The 19,163-nt window shown below is 58.3% G+C and carries 21 protein-coding genes; 6 read left to right on the top strand and 15 right to left on the bottom strand.

The features are described 5' to 3' along the window. Positions 1-100: 100 nt before the first annotated feature. From lipA to AC07U5_RS07455, 10 genes are all read right to left on the bottom strand, one after another. Complete coding sequence (gene lipA / locus AC07U5_RS07500) at positions 101-1,075, bottom strand: lipoyl synthase (protein WP_062427372.1); 975 nt, start codon at positions 1,073-1,075, stop codon at positions 101-103. Between the two features lie 32 nt (positions 1,076-1,107). After that, positions 1,108-1,356: a GlsB/YeaQ/YmgE family stress response membrane protein gene (locus AC07U5_RS07495; RefSeq protein ID WP_062598428.1), complete on the bottom strand. Its 249-nt coding sequence runs from the start codon at positions 1,354-1,356 to the stop codon at positions 1,108-1,110. Between the two features lie 42 nt (positions 1,357-1,398). Further along, the gene (locus AC07U5_RS07490; RefSeq protein WP_062598429.1) at positions 1,399-1,653 is read right to left on the bottom strand and encodes a GlsB/YeaQ/YmgE family stress response membrane protein; all 255 of its coding nucleotides are present in this window, start codon (positions 1,651-1,653) and stop codon (positions 1,399-1,401) included. A 55-nt stretch (positions 1,654-1,708) separates the two neighbouring features. Beyond that, complete coding sequence (lpdA, locus tag AC07U5_RS07485) at positions 1,709-3,154, bottom strand: dihydrolipoyl dehydrogenase (protein ID WP_494722658.1); 1,446 nt, start codon at positions 3,152-3,154, stop codon at positions 1,709-1,711. A gap of 63 nt (positions 3,155-3,217) precedes the next feature. Then, positions 3,218-3,865: an SGNH/GDSL hydrolase family protein gene (locus AC07U5_RS07480; RefSeq protein ID WP_494722657.1), complete on the bottom strand. Its 648-nt coding sequence runs from the start codon at positions 3,863-3,865 to the stop codon at positions 3,218-3,220. Positions 3,866-3,925: 60 nt separating this feature from the next. Beyond that, positions 3,926-5,320 carry a pyruvate dehydrogenase complex dihydrolipoamide acetyltransferase gene (locus AC07U5_RS07475; RefSeq protein ID WP_494722656.1) on the bottom strand — a complete coding sequence of 465 codons (1,395 nt, stop codon included), beginning with the start codon at positions 5,318-5,320 and terminating at the stop codon, positions 3,926-3,928. 15 nt (positions 5,321-5,335) lie between these two features. Beyond that, complete coding sequence (locus AC07U5_RS07470) at positions 5,336-6,763, bottom strand: pyruvate dehydrogenase complex E1 component subunit beta (protein ID WP_062437398.1); 1,428 nt, start codon at positions 6,761-6,763, stop codon at positions 5,336-5,338. 17 nt (positions 6,764-6,780) lie between these two features. Continuing rightward, on the bottom strand, positions 6,781-7,827 hold the full coding sequence (gene pdhA / locus AC07U5_RS07465; protein ID WP_062427379.1) for a pyruvate dehydrogenase (acetyl-transferring) E1 component subunit alpha: 1,047 nt from the start codon (positions 7,825-7,827) through the stop codon (positions 6,781-6,783). Between the two features lie 151 nt (positions 7,828-7,978). Continuing rightward, complete coding sequence (locus AC07U5_RS07460) at positions 7,979-8,296, bottom strand: FtsB family cell division protein (RefSeq protein ID WP_062427380.1); 318 nt, start codon at positions 8,294-8,296, stop codon at positions 7,979-7,981. Between the two features lie 112 nt (positions 8,297-8,408). Next, positions 8,409-9,323, bottom strand: coding sequence for an AraC family transcriptional regulator (locus AC07U5_RS07455; protein WP_494722655.1), 915 nt, complete (start codon positions 9,321-9,323; stop codon positions 8,409-8,411). Here AC07U5_RS07455 and AC07U5_RS07450 point away from each other — a divergent pair. Then, the gene (locus tag AC07U5_RS07450) at positions 9,295-9,702 is read left to right on the top strand and encodes a DUF2000 family protein (RefSeq protein ID WP_113274001.1); all 408 of its coding nucleotides are present in this window, start codon (positions 9,295-9,297) and stop codon (positions 9,700-9,702) included. The two genes, AC07U5_RS07455 and AC07U5_RS07450, sit on opposite strands and share 29 nt — an antisense overlap. A gap of 124 nt (positions 9,703-9,826) precedes the next feature. Here AC07U5_RS07450 and AC07U5_RS07445 read toward each other — a convergent pair whose 3' ends face one another. The 3 genes from AC07U5_RS07445 to AC07U5_RS07435 form a co-directional block, all read right to left on the bottom strand. After that, on the bottom strand, positions 9,827-10,852 hold the full coding sequence (locus AC07U5_RS07445; RefSeq protein ID WP_494722654.1) for an NAD-dependent epimerase/dehydratase family protein: 1,026 nt from the start codon (positions 10,850-10,852) through the stop codon (positions 9,827-9,829). Positions 10,853-10,986: 134 nt separating this feature from the next. Continuing rightward, positions 10,987-11,244 carry an RDD family protein gene (locus AC07U5_RS07440; protein WP_062427383.1) on the bottom strand — a complete coding sequence of 86 codons (258 nt, stop codon included), beginning with the start codon at positions 11,242-11,244 and terminating at the stop codon, positions 10,987-10,989. A 112-nt stretch (positions 11,245-11,356) separates the two neighbouring features. Continuing rightward, the gene (locus AC07U5_RS07435; protein ID WP_062427384.1) at positions 11,357-11,899 is read right to left on the bottom strand and encodes a single-stranded DNA-binding protein; all 543 of its coding nucleotides are present in this window, start codon (positions 11,897-11,899) and stop codon (positions 11,357-11,359) included. Positions 11,900-12,221: 322 nt separating this feature from the next. Here AC07U5_RS07435 and uvrA point away from each other — a divergent pair, with 322 nt between their 5' ends. Both uvrA and AC07U5_RS07425 read left to right on the top strand, forming a co-directional pair. Beyond that, positions 12,222-15,143, top strand: coding sequence for an excinuclease ABC subunit UvrA (uvrA, locus tag AC07U5_RS07430; protein ID WP_494722653.1), 2,922 nt, complete (start codon positions 12,222-12,224; stop codon positions 15,141-15,143). Positions 15,144-15,187: 44 nt separating this feature from the next. Next, on the top strand, positions 15,188-15,988 hold the full coding sequence (locus AC07U5_RS07425) for a DUF72 domain-containing protein (RefSeq protein ID WP_494722652.1): 801 nt from the start codon (positions 15,188-15,190) through the stop codon (positions 15,986-15,988). Between the two features lie 11 nt (positions 15,989-15,999). On the opposite strand, the gene dusA is transcribed toward AC07U5_RS07425, so the two are convergent. Next, on the bottom strand, positions 16,000-17,028 hold the full coding sequence (gene dusA, locus AC07U5_RS07420) for a tRNA dihydrouridine(20/20a) synthase DusA (protein ID WP_494723271.1): 1,029 nt from the start codon (positions 17,026-17,028) through the stop codon (positions 16,000-16,002). Positions 17,029-17,245: 217 nt separating this feature from the next. Here dusA and AC07U5_RS07415 point away from each other — a divergent pair, with 217 nt between their 5' ends. The 3 genes from AC07U5_RS07415 to AC07U5_RS07405 all read left to right on the top strand — a co-directional run bounded on the left by AC07U5_RS07415 (position 17,246) and on the right by AC07U5_RS07405 (position 18,714). Next, positions 17,246-17,389: a hypothetical protein gene (locus AC07U5_RS07415; RefSeq protein ID WP_494722651.1), complete on the top strand. Its 144-nt coding sequence runs from the start codon at positions 17,246-17,248 to the stop codon at positions 17,387-17,389. An 80-nt stretch (positions 17,390-17,469) separates the two neighbouring features. Beyond that, entirely contained in the window at positions 17,470-18,159 is a 690-nt protein-coding gene (locus AC07U5_RS07410) for a fumarylacetoacetate hydrolase family protein (protein ID WP_494722650.1), read from the top strand. Positions 18,160-18,186: 27 nt separating this feature from the next. Continuing rightward, positions 18,187-18,714 (top strand): gamma carbonic anhydrase family protein, encoded by a 528-nt coding sequence (locus tag AC07U5_RS07405; RefSeq protein WP_494722649.1) that lies wholly within the window; start codon positions 18,187-18,189, stop codon positions 18,712-18,714. A gap of 36 nt (positions 18,715-18,750) precedes the next feature. Here the strand turns inward: AC07U5_RS07405 and AC07U5_RS07400 are convergent, their stop codons facing one another. Continuing rightward, positions 18,751-19,161, bottom strand: coding sequence for a Fur family transcriptional regulator (locus AC07U5_RS07400; RefSeq protein WP_494723270.1), 411 nt, complete (start codon positions 19,159-19,161; stop codon positions 18,751-18,753). Between the last annotated feature and the right edge of the window lie 2 nt (positions 19,162-19,163).

The raw sequence follows: 19,163 nt of genomic DNA, 5'->3' as shown, positions 1-19,163 counted from the left end.
TGCGTCCAATAAGACGCACGGGCTTTAACTGTCAAAATCGAATTGAGCTTCGGGGCAAACTCACGAAGCTCATGGTCAAGCGCTTCAGCGCGCCAACCAATCACTCAGCAGCAGCCAGAAGCTTCTTCTCACGATTGGCGCGAAGACGTTCGAAATCGTCGCCGGCATGGTGCGAAGAGCGCGTCAGCGGGCTGGAAGAGACCATGAGGAAGCCTTTGGTATAGGCAACCGTCTCATAGGACTTGAACTCTTCCGGGGTTACGAAGCGTTCCACCTTGTGGTGCTTGCGCGTCGGCTGCAGATACTGGCCGATGGTCAGGAAGTCGACATCGGCGCTGCGAAGATCGTCCATCAACTGCAGCACTTCGTTACGCTCTTCCCCGAGACCGACCATGATACCGGACTTGGTGAACATGGTGGGGTCCAGTTCCTTCACCCGCTGCAGCAGGCGGACGGAGTGGAAGTAGCGTGCACCGGGACGAACGGTCAGATAGTTGCCGGGAACCGTTTCCATGTTGTGGTTGAACACATCGGGCTTGGCCGCAACGACACGCTCCAGAGCACCCGGCTTCTTGAGGAAGTCTGGCGTCAGGATTTCGATGGTCGTGTTGGGAGACGCAGCGCGGATTGCCCAGATCACCTTTTCAAAATGCTCGGCACCACCGTCAGCGAGATCGTCGCGGTCCACCGAGGTAATGACGACGTGGCTGAGGCCCATCTGCTTGACGGCCTTGGCAACGTTTTCCGGCTCATTGAGATCAAGCGGATTGGGCTTGCCGGTCGAGACGTTGCAGAAGGCGCAGGCGCGCGTGCAGATCTCGCCCATGATCATGAAGGTGGCGTGCTTCTTTTCCCAGCATTCGCCGATATTTGGACAGCCAGCCTCTTCGCACACTGTCACCAGCTTGTGGCTGCGTACCAGTTCCCGCGTCTCGTGGTAGCCCTTGGACGTGGGCGCCTTGACGCGGATCCATTCCGGCTTGCGCGCCACTTCCGTATCCGGCTTGTGTGCCTTCTCCGGATGGCGAATGCGCTTCTCTTCCGGCTGGGACATCCTGTCGAGAATAGTGACCATAAGAAACCTGCTTCTACCGCTTATAAGCGGCTCTAACGCCTGACGAGCTTGGCGAGGAATAACAGAAGGCTTGCGCCCAGGAAAGACGTGACGAAGTAGCCAAGGCGGCTGTCTTGCACAAAGACATCAAATGTACGCAACAGAGCCACTGCCACCACCGAGCCGACAATGCCGAGAACGATGTTCATGAAGATGCCAAAGCGCATATCCATGAGCTTGCCCGCGAGCCAGCCAGCAAGGCCGCCGATGATGATGGCCGCAATCCAGCCTACACTTTCCATCCGTGATCCCTTTCTTTAACCCGCCGCTTAACCCGGTGTCGGCTAAGCGATCAACCTGGCAATCAGCGTCACGATGATCGCACCCACCGTCGCATGGATGATCTGCACCACCAGCGCATTTTCAATACCAAGCGAAATGCCGAGAGCATTGAACAGATAGCCACCGACAAATGCGCCGATCACACCGCTCAGAAGGCATCCGATCAACCCGCCGCCACCAACGATGAGGCTGGCGAGGAAACCGGCCACCAGACCGATCAGCAGAAAAACAATCCAGGCTTCTGTTGCAATAGACATGACGGCTCTCCTTTGACGTCGCTCCCTTCAAGAGTGGGAGCGATCAAGCCAATTATCAAGCGTTCAGGACACGTCCATAAGCGTCCAGCACGCTCTCTTTCATCGACTCTGACAGGGTCGGATGCGGGAAGATGGTGTGCATCAGTTCTTCTTCGGTCGTCTCGAGGTTCATGGCGACAACGAAGCCCTGAATGAGCTCGGTCACTTCCGCACCTACCATATGTGCACCGATCAGTTCGCCCGTCTTCTTGTCGAAGATGGTTTTGACCATGCCCTGATCTTCACCGAGCGCCACAGCCTTGCCATTGGCAGCAAACGAGAAACGACCCACGCGGATCTCGCGGCCCTGCTCTTTCGCCTTGGCTTCCGTCAGACCGACGGACGCAACCTGCGGATTGCAATAGGTGCAGCCCGGGATCTTGCTCTTGTCCATGGGGTGAACATTCGGAACCCCGGCAATCTTCTCAACGCAGATGACGGCTTCGTGCTCGGCCTTATGAGCCAGAAGCGGACCTCCGGCAACATCACCAATGGCGTAGATGCCAGGAACATTGGTCTTGCCATAGCCATCGATGACGATGAAGCCGCGCTCGGTCTTAACGCCAGCAGCCTCAAGGCCGATATTCTCGATATTGGCCTGGACGCCAACGGCGGAAATCATCCGATCCGCTGTGATCTTCTGCGACGATCCGTCCTTCATCTCGACGGTCGCCGTAACCGAGTTTGCACCCTTTTCGACCTTTGCTACCTTTGCCTCGAGGTGGATCTTGATGCCCTGCTTTTCCAGCTGCTTTTTCGCGAAGGCGGAAATTTCCGCATCCTCGACCGGCATCACCTGGCTCATGATTTCCACAACGGTAACCTCGACGCCCATGGTGCGATAGAAGCTGGCGAACTCAATACCGATCGCGCCCGAACCCATGACCAGCAGCGACTTCGGCAGCTCTTCCGGCTTCATTGCTTCAAAATAGGTCCAGATCAGCTTGCCATCTGGCTCGATGCCGGGCAGCGCGCGCGGACGGGCACCGGTGGCCACGATGATATGCTTGGCAGTGTAGGTTCCCTCGCCCAGCGTGTTCTTCGGCACGGGACCCTGCGGCTGAACCACAGGCTTGGTCGACTTGCCGACGACGATCTCACCCGGCTTGGTGATCTTGGCTTCGCCCCAGATAATATCGACCTTATTCTTCTTGAACAGGAAGCCGACGCCATTATTCATGCGGGCAGCGATGCCGCGAGAGCGCGCGACGATCGCCTTGACGTCCGGCTTGATCGAGCCTTCCAGCGTCAGGCCGTAATCCTTCGCATGGGTGGCCGTGTGCATCACATCGGCCGTACGCAGCAACGCCTTGGTGGGGATGCAGCCCCAGTTGGAGCAGATGCCCGCGAGATGTTCACGCTCGACGACGGCAACCTTCATGCCCAGCTGAGCTGCGCGAATGGCGGCAATATAACCACCTGGACCGGAGCCAATGACGATAACGTCGTAGGATTGAGCCATTCTATATCCTGCCTTTATCTTTTTGACGGCGACTTCTGCGCCGCTGCGTCAATCGAATTCACATCAAATTCCAAGCAGCATGCGCACCACGGGCTCAAGCCCACGTCCCAGCGCACGCGTGTTTTCAGCGTCCAGGTGAACGCCATCGAGCGGTGTCGTCACCGCAACGGAGGCCGCATCGAAGAAGGCGCAACCCTTTTCGTCTGCCAGATCGCGATAGAGCGAACCCATCATCTTCGACTGCTCGATGGCACCCGCATACATGGCCGCAAACATATCGTTTGCCGTTTCGCAAATATGCGGCGGCGAAACGATCAGGATCTCCGGCTCGTCATGATCCTCGAAAGACCACGCATGATGACGGATGAGACTAACCAGCCGCTCCACGCCCTTGACCGCACCAACCGCAGAGCCTGCACCGATACCGCGCTTCAGGTCGTTGGTACCGAGCATGATGATCACGAGATCAAGCGGTGCATGGCTGTGAAGGATCGTCGGAAGCAGCGTCGCACCATTGCGGTCGCAATCCGCCAGATGATCGTCATAGGCGGTGGTGCGCCCGTTCAATCCCTCGGCAATGACATTGACCTCACTGCCCAGGGCCTTCTGCAGCACGCTCGGCCAGCGATCGTCAAAGGCGTGACGCCCGAGATTCTCGGCGTCATATCCCCATGTCAGGCTGTCGCCATAGCAAAGAACGGTCTTCGTCACATCCGCCTCCAGAAGGAGAAGAGCCGAAGGCTGACACCAGCATCCGGCTCGACCATTTTATCAGACCAACATCGACATCGGGCTTTCGATGTAGCGCTTGAAGGCGGAAGCAAGCTCCGCACCGAGCGCACCATCGATAACGCGGTGGTCGAAGGCGAAGGTCGCCGTCATCACCGTACCGACTTCGATCTTGCCGCCGCGAACGACGGGCTTCTCGACGCCAGCGCCGATCGAGACGATCGAAGCCTGCGGCAGGTTGACGATCGACGTGAAGGACGAAACGCCGAACATGCCGAGGTTCGACACGGATGTCGTGCCGCCCTGGTATTCTTCCGGCTTCAGCTTCTTGTCGCGGGCGCGCTTGGCGAGATCCTTCACCTCGTTGGAGATAGCCGAAAGCGACTTCTCCTCGGCCTTGCGGACGATCGGCGTGATCAGGCCATCCGGGATCGACACGGCAACGCCGACATCGGCGTGCTTGTGAAGAACACGGGCAGTTGACGTCCAGGAAGCATTCGCCATCGGAACATCGCGCAGTGCAAGCGCCATAGCCTTGATGATGAAGTCGTTGACGGAGAGCTTGAAGGCCGGAACCTCGCCCTTCTCGGTCTTCTTCACCGGTGCGGATGCATTGATCTCCGCACGAAGCTTCAGCATCGCATCGAGTTCGCATTCCATCGACACCGTGTAGGACGGAACCGTCTGGGTCGACTCGGTCAGGCGCGAGGCAATCGTCTTACGCATACCGTCATGCGGCAGAAGCTCGTAGGAGCCTTCGGCAAACAGCTTGAGGACGCTGTCATCCGACGGACCCTTGGCAGCGGCCGGAGCCGGAGCAGCAGACGATGAAGGTGCCTGTGCCGCGGCAGGCGCAGCCTTCGCGCCACCGGAAGCAACTGCCTTTTCGACGTCAGACTTGACGATACGGCCATGCGGGCCGGAGCCGGACACAGCGGAAAGATCAAGACCGGCATCCTTTGCCATGCGGCGTGCCAATGGCGAGGCAAAAAGGCGCTCGCCGGACTTGGACACAGGTGCTGGCGTAGAAGGCGCAGCAGCCTGATCTGCAACCGGCTTGTCAGCCTTGGGTGCCGCTTCAGACTTCTCTTCCTTCGGGGCCTCGGCCTTGGCGTCCTGCTTGGGAGCTTCAGCTTTCGCCTCTGATTTGGCAGGAGCAGCATCGCCACCCTTTGCCGCTTCAGCCACGTCTTCGCCTTCGCCTGCGAGGATGGCGATCAAGGCATTCACCTTGACCGCTTCGGTGCCGGCCGGAACCACGATCTTGGCGACCGTGCCCTCGTCCACGGCTTCCACTTCCATGGTCGCCTTGTCGGTCTCGATTTCGGCAATCACGTCGCCGGGAGCAACCTTGTCGCCTTCCTTGACCAGCCACTTGGCCAGATTGCCCTCTTCCATCGTCGGAGAAAGGGCAGGCATGGTGATGTTGATAGGCATCGAAACGCCCTCCCCTTACTTGTAGCAGACGGCTTTGACAGCCTGGATGACTTCGTCAACGTTTGGCAGAGCCAGCTTCTCCAGGTTTGCGGCGTAAGGCATTGGAACGTCTTTACCGGCAATGGTCAGGATCGGTGCATCGAGATAATCGAAAGCAGCGCGCTGAACCTGGTTGGAGATGAAGTCACCGACCGATGACTGCGGGAAGCCTTCTTCGACAGTGACCAGGCGGCCGGTCTTCTTGACGGATTCGATCACCGTCGGAAGATCCATCGGGCGGATGGTGCGAAGGTCGATCAGCTCGACATCGATGCCTTCCTTTTCCAGTTCGGCGACAGCCTTGACCGCATAGGTCATGCCGATACCGAAGGAAACGATGGTTGCATCCTTGCCCTTGCGGTGAATGCGCGCCTTGCCAATCGGCAGGACGAAATCATCCAGCTTCGGCACGTCGAAGCTCTGACCGTAAAGGATTTCGTTTTCGAGGAAGATAACCGGGTTCGGATCGCGGATAGCAGCCTTCAAAAGACCCTTGGCGTCGGCTGCCGTGTAGGGCATGACGACCTTGAGGCCTGGGATGTGGCTGTACCATGCTGCATAGCACTGCGAGTGCTGAGCAGCCACGCGGGCAGCAGCTCCCGACGGACCGCGGAACACCATCGGTGCGCCCATCTGACCGCCAGACATATAGAGCGTCTTCGCGGCAGAGTTGACGATCTGGTCGATCGCCTGCATGGCAAAGTTGAAGGTCATGAATTCGACGATCGGCTTCAGGCCGGTCATGGCAGCGCCAACACCGATACCGGCAAAGCCGTGCTCAGTGATCGGCGTATCGATCACGCGCTTCGCGCCGAATTCCTGCAGGAGACCCTGGGTGATCTTGTAGGCACCCTGGTACTCGGCAACTTCTTCGCCCATGACGAAGACTTTTTCGTCGGAGCGCATTTCTTCAGCCATGGCATCGCGAAGCGCTTCGCGCACGGTCTGGCTGACGAACTCGGTACCTTCCGGAATATCCGGATCAGCGGCAACTTCGATCTTCGGTGCAGCCGGTGCCTTTGCCGTTTCCTTGGAAGCGGAAGGCTCTTCGCTAGCTTCGCGAGCCTTGCCGCCGGCGGCGTCAGAACCCGAGCCTGCGGCTTCGGCCTTCGGCTCTTCCTTCTTCGGTGCGGCGGAAGACGACAGGTCGTCTGCGCTTTCGCCTTCCTGAAGGAGAACGGCAATTGCCGTATTCACCTTGACGTTTTCGGTACCGGCATCGATCAGGATCTTGCCGATGACGCCCTCGTCCACGGCTTCCACTTCCATCGTCGCCTTGTCGGTTTCGATTTCCGCGATCACGTCGCCGGAGGTGACCTTGTCACCCTCTTTCTTCAACCACTTGGAAAGCGTGCCTTCCTCCATGGTGGGGGAAAGGGCGGGCATAAGAATTTCTACTGGCATTGTTTTCCCTTTCCCGATCAGAGCAGAATGTCGGTGTAAAGCTCGGATACATCCGGCTCTGGATCGTTCTGGGCAAAGTCGGCGCTGTCGGCCACGATGTCACGGACATCCTTGTCGATCGCCTTCAACTCGTCTTCGCTCGCCCAGCCCTGCTCCATGAGCCGCGCCTTGACCTGCTCGATCGGGTCATGCTCGGAGCGCATCTTCTGCACTTCGTCCTTGGAACGATACTTGGCCGGGTCGGACATGGAGTGACCACGATAGCGGTAGGTCAGCATTTCCAGAATGATCGGACCCTTGCCGGAGCGGCAATGCTCGAGAGCTTCGTCCGCAGCAGCCTTGACGGCGCGAACGTCCATGCCGTCCACCTGAACGCCAGGGATGCCGAAGCCGGAACCGCGAAGCGAATAGTTCGACTGCGCCGTAGCACGGCTGGTCGAGGTGCCCATGGCGTAACGGTTGTTTTCGACGATGTAGATGATGGGCAGTTTCCAGAGAGCAGCCATGTTGAAGCTCTCATAGACCTGACCCTGGTTGGCCGCACCATCACCGAAATACGTCACCGACACATTGTCGTTGCCGCGATACTTGTTTGCGAAGGCGAGACCCGTACCGAGCGAAACCTGCGCACCGACGATGCCGTGGCCGCCGTAAAAATGCTTCTCCTTGGAGAACATATGCATCGAGCCGCCCTTACCCTTGGAAAGGCCGCCGCGACGTCCGGTCAGTTCCGCCATAACACCGCGCGGGCTCATGCCGGCAGCCAGCATATGGCCGTGGTCACGATAGGCGGTGATCACCTGATCGCCTTCCTTCTGCGACATCTGCATACCAACGACAACGGCTTCCTGGCCGATGTAGAGGTGACAGAAACCGCCGATGAAGCCCATGCCATAAAGCTGGCCGGCCTTTTCCTCGAAGCGGCGGATGAGCAGCATCTCGCGATACGCGTGGAGTTCTTCGTCCTTACCGAAATCCGGGGCGTTCTTGCCGGTGAATTCCTTGGCAGGCGTCTTTGCCGTTGTCTTGCGGCCGGATACAGACGCGTTTTTGCGCGGCGCCATTCATCCCTCCCTAGTTGAATTAGAATGGTTGGATCGGCGCGTAACATATGCAAGAAAGGTCGCCACAGCAATGCCATAAACGCATGGCACATATTCTAAGTAAACGACTGTATTTAAAAATAAATTCCATGATTAACCGAAATTAGGTTAATCACATATATCCGTTCATGATGACGATTTCGTCCGGTTTCGACATGTTCAACTGATAACGCGAAATCTCGTCGATCATGTCCCGCTCGAGCGACCCATCGCTCATCAACTCCACCTGACGCTCCAGCGCCACGCGGGTCTTGACAATCTTGTCTCGCTCGGCCGTTCTGGCAATACGCTGGCGCTCCAGGCGCTCCATGGCTTCCAGCCCGAAATCGCCATGAATGGAATGATAGCCGAAATAGGAAAGAAAGGCGACCGTGATCGCTGGAACAACAAGACGGCCAAACCGTCTTTTCTTATGATGCTTCGTCCACATACTCTGAAAACAGCCTTCAAACGCGCTACTGGAATCACAATAGCCGCATTTGCTTAACCATCCGTTGACCGTGTTTTCGACACTCGCATCAGGGCAAGCAAGTTAACGCTTTTCAGTCTTTGCGATCCTGCAATGCCAACCACCGTCCCGGCGTAATCCCGAAGGCATCGCGAAAGTGTCGCGTGAGATGAGCTTGATCCGCAAAGCCTGATTCGACTGCCGCGCCTGCCAGACTGCTTCCCGCCAACAGCAATTGTTTTGCTTGGCCAAGTCGGCGCATCACGAGATAGCGGTGCGGACTGGTGCCAAGCAACTGCCTGAAATGTCGCGCCAAGGCATAACGGTCCAGCCCTGTGATGTCTTCGAGCGTCGCGGATCGCACCGGCTCATCACTATGGCTGAGAAGAAAATCCCGCGCCTGCAAGACGGCCGATTGCGCGACCTTGGTAACCCGCTTGCGAGGTGCTCCTGCTTCACGAGAGAGAATCGTCCCGATCCGCTGGACCGCATCATCCTTGGCAAGATCATCCGGTTCGTGATCAAGATCCGACAGAATGTAGGCAAGCGTATTGGACAACTCGGCATTGGCGACCACGGGATCCGGCACGAATGGCAAGGAGCGAGAGTAACCATCGATGGCGCCGATCAACTCGGGCGGCATGTAGACCATGCGATAGATCAGCCCTGCATCCGTTCCAGCAGCCCCATCGTGAACCTCATCTGGATGCAGCACGATGACGTTTCCGGGCATGCTGAACCGCTCGACGCCGCGATAGCGAAAGGTTTGCACGCCGTGCAAGGTCAGCCCCAATGCGTAGGTGTCGTGTCGATGCGGTGTAAACCCGTTGCCGTGGAACCGCACCTCGGTGCGCTCAATCCCTCGACTTTCCGCCACCACGCGCACGCCGGGCTGAAATTCCACGCACGAACGTTCAAGACCCAGCGCCCGCTGCACCGCTAGTTGCTCGATGTCCTCGATACCTTCAAAGGAGTAAGACATGTTCGACACCAAAATCGCGATCATCATTCGCGATGACCTTGCTACGTGGCAAAAGCTAAACGTCACCGCTTTTCTGACAAGCGGTATCATCGCTCAAGCGCCGGCGATCATCGGCGAAGCATATCGGGATGCCGCGGATAACGTCTACAATCCGATGTCCATCCAGCCAATCGTGGTTCTGACCGCTGACCAAGAGACACTGAGAACCATTCACCGGCGAACGCTGGAGCGAAATGTCACGGCATCAGCTTACATCGAAGAGATGTTCGCAACGGGTCACGATGCGGCCAATCGAGAGGTCTTTGCCAGGTTCACTCCGGACAATGCCAAGCTCGTTGGTCTCGCGTTGCGGTCCGATAAGAAGATCGTCGACAAGATTTGCAAGGGTGCAAAGATGCATCCCTGATGCCGCTCCGTCGTTCAACGGAACGCGACAGCAATAGCTTGACCGAAATAGCGGACTGCGCATTAGGCGGCGTCTTGGCTAATCTCAACCGCCTTCTAATCCCCCCGAAAACCAATTGGGTGGTTCACGCACGAAAGAATTGGTCCTCGGCATCGTAATCGAAAAGAGGAAAGTTATACTGTGCCAAAACAGGAAATTGCATTCTCCAATCTGCGCCGGCAGATTGTTTAAGCCACGCGCATATCTCTTTGACAGACTGCGAGTAATCCATGGACGCAGTATAGCCGATACGCTGGGCCGCCTCGGTGCTCAACGTGAATGGCGCAGGCACGGACCAAGGCGTCCAGCCGACAGGCGATCCGAAACGAGGGTCACCCATATCAATTGGGATGAGTCTTCCTTCCCATTCCATGGTCTTCGCGATCAACGCGCCGATCTCGAGAACAGGCAGCGCGGATGGATCTGCAACATTCAGAATGCGCGTCTCCGGTCTTTCGAGCGCGCGGGCAGTGACCTCCGCAATGTTCGACACCGCGGTCGTGTGAAACCTGCTTCTGCCATTAAAGCAGAGTGGTATGGCTTCCCGCCCATCGAGCATCCGCTTCACAAACCACCACTCACGCGGATGCGTCGAGTGAGTGCCGTGAATGGCGCCTGGACGCAAAATTGTCACCGGGCGGTTGGCGTGATCAAGCAGCCTTCTCTCAAGCGCCACCTTGCGCGTAGAGTATGTTTCAGGACCTAGCTCAACCGTGGGCTGATCTTCAGTCATGTATTCAGGAAAATCTGGAAAACCGTTTTCACGGGCTTCATCAAGGGTTCGACCGAGATGATCGCGATAGACGCTTGATGACGAGACAATGACGAACTGGCCGACGTTATGCTCGATTTCGAGCAATTGGTCTGCATGCTTCCCGTCAAACGCCACTGCGTCAATCACCGCGTCGGCACCATCGCCGATGGCGCGTGCCAGAGCACCGTTTTGATCACGATCTAGAGAAACGGCGTTCGCGTCGAAGCTGCGAGCGTTGTCAGGGAGGTTTCCTCGGCGGCTCGCATAGGTGACCGTCCAACCCTCTCTCAAAAGCCGCAACCCTACGGACCGACCGATCTGGCCCGTTCCGCCCAGTATGAAGGCTCTTTTGCCCATGCCACTGCCCGCCTGGATTTGCTCCAAAGATAGTGAGCCTAAGATGCCATGTCCGCCAACGTCGCATCAAGCCCGGGCCGCACGCGCTCGTTCTTATCGATCACTTGGTTCGGGGTGACAGACAGCCCTGTCGCTCACCGCTTCGCCTTCAGCAAACGCTTCCAGATCGTGCCACCGAGATATTTGTTGAATACAACAAAATAGGCGACGATGGAGGCGAAGAAGACGATGGCCGATAGGCCATTCAGCTCGAAGCCGTTTTCCGTGCGGCCGCCCAGGATCGACGCGACGAGGAAGCCCAGCACCCAGAATGCCGTGAAGAAATCGAGGAGGAAGGCCAGGACGATCCGCCATGTGGCGGGTTGCGGGGAAGGTGATGTCTGGTCTGGCATATGCGTATCCTTCAATGACTAAAGAAATAAGGGGCAGCGTAACCGCCACCCCTTCATATTGTCTTATCAATCGGCATGTGCACGCGAAACACCCGTGCCTCAACCGCCGTCATCAGAACGGGATATCGTCGTCCAGATCGTTGGAGAAGTTGCCGCCGGAGGGCTGGCCGCCGCGCGACGCACCGCCGCCACGCGCGGGCTGCTGGTCGTAACCGCCACCGCTGCCCCCACCATAGGAGCCGCCGCCGGCGTAATCGCCACCGCCACCAAAGTCTCCGCCACGGCCACCGCCGCCGCCTTCGCCGCGACCGTCAAGCATGGTCAGCGTCGAGTTGAAGCCCTGGAGAACGATTTCCGTCGAGTAACGGTCATTGCCGTTCTGGTCCTGCCATTTGCGGGTCTGCAGCGCGCCTTCGATGTAGAGCTTGGCGCCCTTCTTGACGTATTGCTCAACGACTTTGCAGAGGCCTTCATTGAAGACCACGACCGTGTGCCATTCGGTCTTTTCCTTGCGCTCGCCCGAATTGCGGTCACGCCAGCTTTCCGACGTCGCAATGCGCAGGTTGGCGATTGGTCGGCCATCCTGCGTGCGGCGAATTTCCGGATCAGCGCCGACATTTCCGACCAGAATAACCTTGTTTACGCTGCCAGCCATATTTATCTTCCTGTCTGCCGAACGTCATGAACGGCATTTTTCCTGTTCAAAAGTCCCGCGCACCATAGACCATCCCCCGCCGCGATGGGCAGCGAGTGGAACGACAATCCACAAGGAATGTTCTTGCCAACGGGCATAGTTGCAACATGTTCCTTTTTTGTTCTATTAAGGCGTGATGAGTGAGTCAAGCATATCCAGAAGCATTCCCAGGCGAGAACGCGCCGGGCAAGACCATACCGGAACGTCAATCGTCTCGACACGCCGTTCCAGATGATGACATAAGAACCGATCCGTCCAAACAGCTGAAATCCAGAGCCTTGTCATGAGTGAATTGAAGACGATTTCCATCCGCGGTGCGCGTGAGCACAATCTCAAGGGCATCGACCTTGATTTGCCGCGCAATAAGCTGATCGTCATGACGGGCCTTTCCGGTTCCGGCAAGTCGTCGCTGGCTTTCGATACCATTTATGCCGAGGGACAGCGGCGCTATGTGGAGAGCCTTTCGGCCTACGCACGCCAGTTTCTGGAGATGATGCAGAAGCCGGATGTCGACCAGATCGAAGGTCTGTCACCGGCGATCTCCATCGAGCAGAAAACGACCTCGCGCAACCCGCGCTCAACCGTCGGTACGGTAACGGAAATCTACGACTATATGCGCCTTCTCTTCGCGCGCGTCGGCGTTCCCTATTCGCCCGTGACCGGTCTGCCGATCGAGAGCCAGACCGTGAGCCAGATGGTCGACCGCATCCTTGCCTTCGAGGAGGGCACGCGCCTCTACATTCTTGCGCCGATCGTGCGTGGTCGTAAGGGCGAGTACAAGAAGGAACTCGCCGAACTGATGAAGAAGGGCTTCCAGCGCGTCAAGGTGGATGGCCAGTTCTACGAGATCGCCGACGTTCCTGCCCTCGACAAGAAGTACAAGCACGATATTGATGTGGTGGTGGATCGCGCCGTAGTGCGACCAGACATGGCCGCGCGCTTGGCCGACAGCCTTGAGACCTGCCTAAAGCTGGCCGACGGTCTGGCCGTTGCCGAATTTGCCGACAAGCCGCTGCCTGCGGAAGAAACGTCCGCCGGCGGTTCCGCCAACAAGTCGCTCAACGAAACGCATGAGCGGGTGCTGTTTTCGGAAAAATTCGCCTGCCCCGTTTCCGGCTTCACCATTCCGGAGATCGAGCCGCGCCTTTTCTCCTTCAACAACCCTTTCGGTGCCTGCCCGACCTGCGATGGTCTGGGCTCGCAGCAGAAAGTGGATGAGGCACTGATCGTGCCGGAGCCTGCACGCACGCTGAAGGATGGCGCTATTGCGCCGTGGGCCAAGTCCTCCTCGCCCTATTACAACCAAACGCTGGAAGCGCTCGGCAAAGCCTTCGGCTTCAAGCTCTCCAGCCGCTGGAGCGACCTGACGGATTCCGCCAAGAAAGCGATCCTGAAAGGCACCGACGAGAAGATCGAGTTCCAGTATCAGGACGGTGCCCGCTCCTACAAGACAGTGAAGAATTTCGAAGGCATCGTGCCCAACCTCGAACGCCGCTGGAAGGAAACGGACAGCGCCTGGGCGCGGGAAGAGATCGAGCGTTACATGTCGGCAGCCCCCTGCCCGGCCTGCGCCGGTTATCGCCTGAAGCCCGAAGCGCTCGCGGTCAAAATCAACACGCTGCATATCGGCGAAGTCACGCAGATGTCGATCAAGGTCGCTCGCGACTGGTTCGAAGGCCTGCCGGAGAAGCTGAACGCCAAGCAGAATGAAATCGCCGTTCGTATTCTGAAAGAAATCCGCGAACGTCTGCGCTTCCTGAATGACGTCGGTCTCGATTACCTCAGCCTGTCACGCAATTCCGGCACGCTGTCTGGCGGTGAGAGCCAGCGTATCAGGCTTGCGTCGCAGATCGGCTCCGGCCTGACCGGCGTTCTTTACGTATTGGACGAGCCCTCAATCGGCCTGCACCAGCGCGATAATGCTCGGCTGCTGGAAACGCTGAAGCATCTTCGCGATATCGGCAATACCGTCATCGTCGTCGAGCATGACGAGGATGCCATTCTCACGGCCGACTACGTGGTCGATATTGGCCCCGCTGCCGGCATCCATGGCGGCCAGGTCATTGCCGAGGGCACGCCGCAGGAGGTGATGGCCAACCCGAACTCGCTGACGGGCAAGTACCTTTCCGGCGAAATGGGCGTTCCTGTTCCAGCCGAACGGCGCAAGCCAAAGAAGGGCAAGGAGATAAAGGTCGTTGGCGCGCGTGGCAACAATCTGAAGAACGTCACAGCCTCCGTACCGCTCGGCGTCTTCACAGCTGTTACCGGCGTGTCGGGCGGTGGCAAGTCCACCTTCCTCATTGAAACGCTGTACAAGTCCGCCGCACGCCGCGTCATGGGCGCGCGCGAGATTCCGGCGGAACACGATCGTATCGATGGCTTCGAGTTTATCGACAAGGTCATCGACATCGACCAGTCGCCGATCGGGCGTACACCACGCTCCAACCCGGCCACCTATACCGGCGCCTTCACGCCGATCCGTGACTGGTTTGCCGGTCTGCCGGAGGCGAAGGCCCGTGGATACGCACCGGGCCGTTTCTCGTTCAACGTCAAGGGCGGGCGTTGCGAAGCCTGCCAGGGCGATGGCGTGATCAAGATCGAGATGCACTTCCTGCCGGATGTCTATGTCACCTGCGATGTCTGCCACGGCAAGCGCTACAATCGCGAGACGCTGGACGTGACCTTCAAGAGCAAGTCGATTGCCGACGTGCTGGACATGACAGTGGAAGAAGGCGTCGAGTTCTTTGCCGCCGTGCCTGCGGTGCGCGACAAGCTGCAATCGCTTTTCGATGTTGGGCTCGGCTACATCAAGGTCGGCCAGCAGGCGAATACGCTGTCAGGCGGCGAAGCGCAGCGCGTCAAGCTTGCCAAGGAGCTGTCCAAACGCTCGACCGGCCGGACACTCTATATCCTCGATGAACCGACGACCGGCCTGCATTTCCACGATGTGAAGAAGCTTCTGGAAATGCTGCATGAACTGGTCAATCAGGGCAACTCTGTCGTCGTCATCGAGCACAATCTCGAGGTCATCAAGACGGCCGACTACATCATCGATATCGGTCCCGAAGGCGGCACCGGCGGTGGTGAGGTCGTGGCTGCCGGAACGCCGGAGCAGATCGTCAAGGAGAAGCGCTCCTACACCGGCCAGTTCCTGAAGGAACTGCTGGAGCGCCATCCGGAAAAGAATATTCAGGCGGCGGAGTGATCCGCCCCCTTCACATGGCAATTTCGCGTTGATGGGAGAGACGGATGAGCAAATCGGGAATGATCCGCGCCGGTATCGGCGGCTGGACCTTCGAGCCTTGGGAAGGCACGTTTTATCCTGAGAAGCTCACCAAAAAGCGCCAGCTGGAATATGCAAGCTCCAAGCTGAAGGCGATCGAGGTGAACGGCACCTATTATGGCAGCCAGAAACCTGCGACCTTCGCCAAGTGGGCGTCCGAAGTGCCGGATGGTTTCATTTTCTCGCTGAAGGCCAGCCGTTTCGTCACCAACCGCAAGGTTCTGGCCGAAGCAGAGGAATCGATGACGAAGTTCCTGACGCAGGGGCTGACCGAGCTTGGCGAGCATCTCGGCCCGATCCTCTGGCAGTTCGCGCCGACGAAGAAATTCGAGCCGGACGACTTTGCCGCCTTCCTGGCCTTGTTGCCGGAAAAGCAGGACGGGTTGAAATTGCAGCATGTCGTCGAAGTGCGCAACGACAGCTTCCAGGTACCGGAATTCATCGAGCTATTGGCCAAGCACAATGTCGCTGTGGTCTGCGCCGATCATCACGACTATCCGATGCTGCCGGATGTGACGGCGGATTTCGTCTATTGCCGTCTGCAAAAGGGCGAGGACGATATCGAGACCTGCTATCCTGAGAAGGATGTGAAGGCGTGGAGCGAGCGCCTGAAGACCTATGCAGCTGGCGGCGCGCCAGACGATCTTACAATGATCGCGCCCGACCGAAAAGCCGAGAAGACGCCGCGCGATGTTTTCGCCTTCTTCATCACCGGCGGCAAGGTCAATGCGCCGAACGGAGCGCAGCTGCTGCAGACCCTCGTCTGAACCTGCCCTGATTATGCGTCGATTGCTGTCGGTACCCGTTCGAAGTCGATGGCGTCGAAGGCGGCGGCAATGACTTCGCATCCGGCGCCGGGCTTTGTCGCATCGCTGGAAAGGATTTGCCGGAAGCGCCGTGCGCCGGGCAATCCCTGAAAAAGACCGACCATATGTCGGGTGACGTGGTTCAAGCGTCCGCCCTTGGCAATGTAATCTTCCGCATAGGCCATCATCGCGTCGCGCAAGGCGCCTGGATCGAGATCGCGAGACGGCGCGCCATAGATGCGGTGATCCACCTCCGCAAGGATCGAGCTGTTATGATAGGCAGCACGCCCCAGCATGACCCCATCCATATGCTTCAAATGCTCGTCCGCCTGATCCAGATCGGTGATCCCACCATTGATGCCGATGAAGAGATCGGGAAACTCTTGCTTCATGCGATAAGCCAACTGATAGTCCAGCGGCGGCACTTCGCGGTTTTCCTTGGGTGACAATCCCTGAAGCCATGCCTTGCGGGCGTGGATCCAGACGGCATCCGCCCCTGCGGCAACCATACGTGCGATGAAGTCTGGAAGAACAGCGTCCGGTTCCTGGTCATCCACGCCGATGCGGCACTTCACGGTGACAGGCACACGCGCCACGGCCTTCATCGCCTCGACGCAAGCCGCAACGGTCTCAGGCTCGCGCATCAGGCACGCGCCGAAAGTGCCGGACTGAACGCGGTCGGAGGGACAGCCGACATTGAGATTGATCTCGTCATATCCATAGTCCGAGGCAATTTTGACGGCCTCGGCGAGCTTTCCAGGATCGGAGCCGCCAAGTTGCAGCGCCACGGGATGTTCTTGAGGGTGATACTCAAGCAGCTTGTCACGCTTGCCATGGATGATGGCATCGGCCACGATCATCTCCGTATAGAGAAGCGCATGCTGCGAAAGCTGGCGATGTAGGAAGCGGCAACGCGTATCGGTCCAGTCGATCATCGGCGCGACGGCGAAGACCTTTCCACGCGCGTAATGCGACGCGCCATCCTTGCGTTGAGAAGTCATCGTCATAATCGTCGGCCAATCCTTGATTGCCGCCTCGTCTCCTTCGCGTGACATCGACGTATCGAAGGCTCAGACGAACGGCGTTTCGGGTTCATATAAGGCGGAATGGCTGAGCGATCTACCCGCGTCTTTTCAAATCCGCGATGCACGAAGCGGAACCCTCAATGATCGAGAGGGTGTGTGAAACACGGTGTCACTACATTCTGGGGAGATCATGATGAGTGAGAAGAGCGACGAGAAGTCTCTCTACTGGAGCATCGTTGGCGCCGACAGCAACACCAATGCGGGTGTTGGCAGGTTGCTCGCGGTCATCGTCGCCCTCATTCTCGTAGGGGGCTGTGTCGTGTGGCTCCTGTCCTGAAGACGAACAACCCAAAAAGTTTGGACTGGAAATCACCTTAAAATTGCGGGACAACACCACTCCCAAGAAGGAGTGCCATTATGTCCGCAACAGTAATCCCCGCCCCCCAACCCGTTCTCCTGCCCGTCGAAGGCACGAACGAAACCTTCCCCGTGCGGCGGGTTTATTGCGTTGGGCGTAACTACGCGGACCACGCCATCGAGATGGGCCATGATCCATCCCGCGAGCCTCCCTTCTTCTTCCAGAAGAACCCGGACAACCTGCTGCCCGCCGGCCAAGACTTTCCCTACCCGCCCCTCTCTTCCAACGTTCATTACGAAGTCGAATGTGTTGTCGCACTGAAAAGCGGCGGCTCGAACATCTCGGTGGAGAACGCGCTCGATCACGTCTGGGGCTATGGTGTCGGTATCGACATGACCCGGCGCGACATGCAGGACGGATTAAAGAAGATGGGCCGCTCCTGGGAAGGCGCCAAAGCCTTTGAATTCTCCGCACCCATCTCGCCACTCGTTCCAGCCTCGACGATCGGACATCCGGACAAGGGTGCGGTGTGGCTCGATGTGAACGGCGCGCGCAAGCAATCCGGCGATCTCGACCAGATGATCTGGAAGACAGCGGAAATCATCGCCGAACTGTCGAAGGTTTTCACACTGGCCGCTGGCGATGTGATCATGACTGGCACGCCGGCTGGCGTCGGCCCAGTCGTCAAGGGCGACATCATGGAGTGCGGCGTGGATGGCGTCGGCACTTTGACGGTCAAGGTCGTCTGACACCCGAACAGAAATCGGAGATTCGCCATGCCAGTCTATCGCCTCGGAACGAGAGTGCCCAACCTGCCAGCAGCGGATCGATACTGGATCGCGCCGGATGCCAATGTCATCGGCTCCGTCACACTGGGTGACGATGTCGGCATCTGGTTCGGCGCGACGTTGCGCGGCGATAACGAGCCGATGACGGTTGGCCGCGGCACGAACATTCAGGAAGGCGTCATGGTGCACAGCGATCCGGGTTTTCCCGCAATGATCGGCGAGGACTGCACCATCGGCCACCACGCCATCATCCACGGCTGCACGATCGGCGACAACACCCTGATCGGCATGGGCGCAACCATCCTGAACGGTGCGAAGATCGGCAAAAACTGCCTCGTCGGCGCCAATGCGCTCGTCACCGAGGGCAAGGAGTTCCCCGACAATTCCCTGATCGTCGGATCACCTGCCCGCGTCGTCCGCACACTGGATGAAAAGGCCGCCGAGGGCATCAAAAAATCGGCAGAAAAATATGTGGCCAACTGGAAGCGCTTTGCCGAAGAACTGAAGCCTGTCTAGTCTGCCCGCATACCTTCCAGCCTCGTGCTTTTGAGCCTAGGCCGCGCAGGCCTCGCATAAACCACGGATCTCGATCGTCGTCTTTTCGGCCTTGAACTTCTGTCCCTTGACCCAGTCGCCAAGGCGGTGATCGATCTCGTGATCGTGAAACTCCGTCACCTGGCCGCAGGCGTTGCAGATGGTGAAGGCCACCGTGCCATGATGATGGGTGCAGCAATCCGCGCTCGTATGGGAGCAGGCTACGAACGCGTTCAGGCTCTCCAACCGGTGGACGAGCCCGAACTCTATCAGCTTTTCCAGCGCGCGATAAACCTGCAAGGGCGCGCGGAAGCCGCTGTCCCTCAGTTTGTCGAGGATCACATAGGCACTGAGCGGCGCCTGCGAGCGGGACAGCGCGTCGTAGACCAGCGACTGGTTGCGGGTGAGGCTCTTCGCATTCGTATTCATGT

It is taken from the genome of Agrobacterium sp. GW821-FHT02D03 (genome assembly GCF_059421725.1).
The sequence above is the reverse complement of the archived record's forward strand: the minus strand, read 5'-3'. Positions and strand labels throughout refer to the sequence as shown.

Coding starts and splice junctions, on each gene's coding strand:
- AC07U5_RS07405 (WP_494722649.1), top strand. CDS start 18,187: ATGCCAGTCTATCGCCTCGGAACGAGAGTGCCCAACCTGCCAGCAGCG.
- AC07U5_RS07495 (WP_062598428.1), bottom strand. CDS start 1,356: ATGGAAAGTGTAGGCTGGATTGCGGCCATCATCATCGGCGGCCTTGCT.
- AC07U5_RS07445 (WP_494722654.1), bottom strand. CDS start 10,852: ATGGGCAAAAGAGCCTTCATACTGGGCGGAACGGGCCAGATCGGTCGG.
- AC07U5_RS07475 (WP_494722656.1), bottom strand. CDS start 5,320: ATGCCTATCAACATCACCATGCCTGCCCTTTCTCCGACGATGGAAGAG.
- AC07U5_RS07490 (WP_062598429.1), bottom strand. CDS start 1,653: ATGTCTATTGCAACAGAAGCCTGGATTGTTTTTCTGCTGATCGGTCTG.
- AC07U5_RS07410 (WP_494722650.1), top strand. CDS start 17,470: ATGTCCGCAACAGTAATCCCCGCCCCCCAACCCGTTCTCCTGCCCGTC.
- pdhA (WP_062427379.1), bottom strand. CDS start 7,827: ATGGCGCCGCGCAAAAACGCGTCTGTATCCGGCCGCAAGACAACGGCA.
- lipA (WP_062427372.1), bottom strand. CDS start 1,075: ATGGTCACTATTCTCGACAGGATGTCCCAGCCGGAAGAGAAGCGCATT.
- AC07U5_RS07440 (WP_062427383.1), bottom strand. CDS start 11,244: ATGCCAGACCAGACATCACCTTCCCCGCAACCCGCCACATGGCGGATC.
- AC07U5_RS07415 (WP_494722651.1), top strand. CDS start 17,246: ATGAGTGAGAAGAGCGACGAGAAGTCTCTCTACTGGAGCATCGTTGGC.
- AC07U5_RS07450 (WP_113274001.1), top strand. CDS start 9,295: ATGTTCGACACCAAAATCGCGATCATCATTCGCGATGACCTTGCTACG.
- uvrA (WP_494722653.1), top strand. CDS start 12,222: ATGAGTGAATTGAAGACGATTTCCATCCGCGGTGCGCGTGAGCACAAT.
- AC07U5_RS07470 (WP_062437398.1), bottom strand. CDS start 6,763: ATGCCAGTAGAAATTCTTATGCCCGCCCTTTCCCCCACCATGGAGGAA.
- AC07U5_RS07460 (WP_062427380.1), bottom strand. CDS start 8,296: ATGTGGACGAAGCATCATAAGAAAAGACGGTTTGGCCGTCTTGTTGTT.
- AC07U5_RS07400 (WP_494723270.1), bottom strand. CDS start 19,161: ATGAATACGAATGCGAAGAGCCTCACCCGCAACCAGTCGCTGGTCTAC.
- AC07U5_RS07455 (WP_494722655.1), bottom strand. CDS start 9,323: ATGATGATCGCGATTTTGGTGTCGAACATGTCTTACTCCTTTGAAGGT.
- AC07U5_RS07425 (WP_494722652.1), top strand. CDS start 15,188: ATGAGCAAATCGGGAATGATCCGCGCCGGTATCGGCGGCTGGACCTTC.
- AC07U5_RS07435 (WP_062427384.1), bottom strand. CDS start 11,899: ATGGCTGGCAGCGTAAACAAGGTTATTCTGGTCGGAAATGTCGGCGCT.
- dusA (WP_494723271.1), bottom strand. CDS start 17,028: ATGACTTCTCAACGCAAGGATGGCGCGTCGCATTACGCGCGTGGAAAG.
- lpdA (WP_494722658.1), bottom strand. CDS start 3,154: ATGGCTCAATCCTACGACGTTATCGTCATTGGCTCCGGTCCAGGTGGT.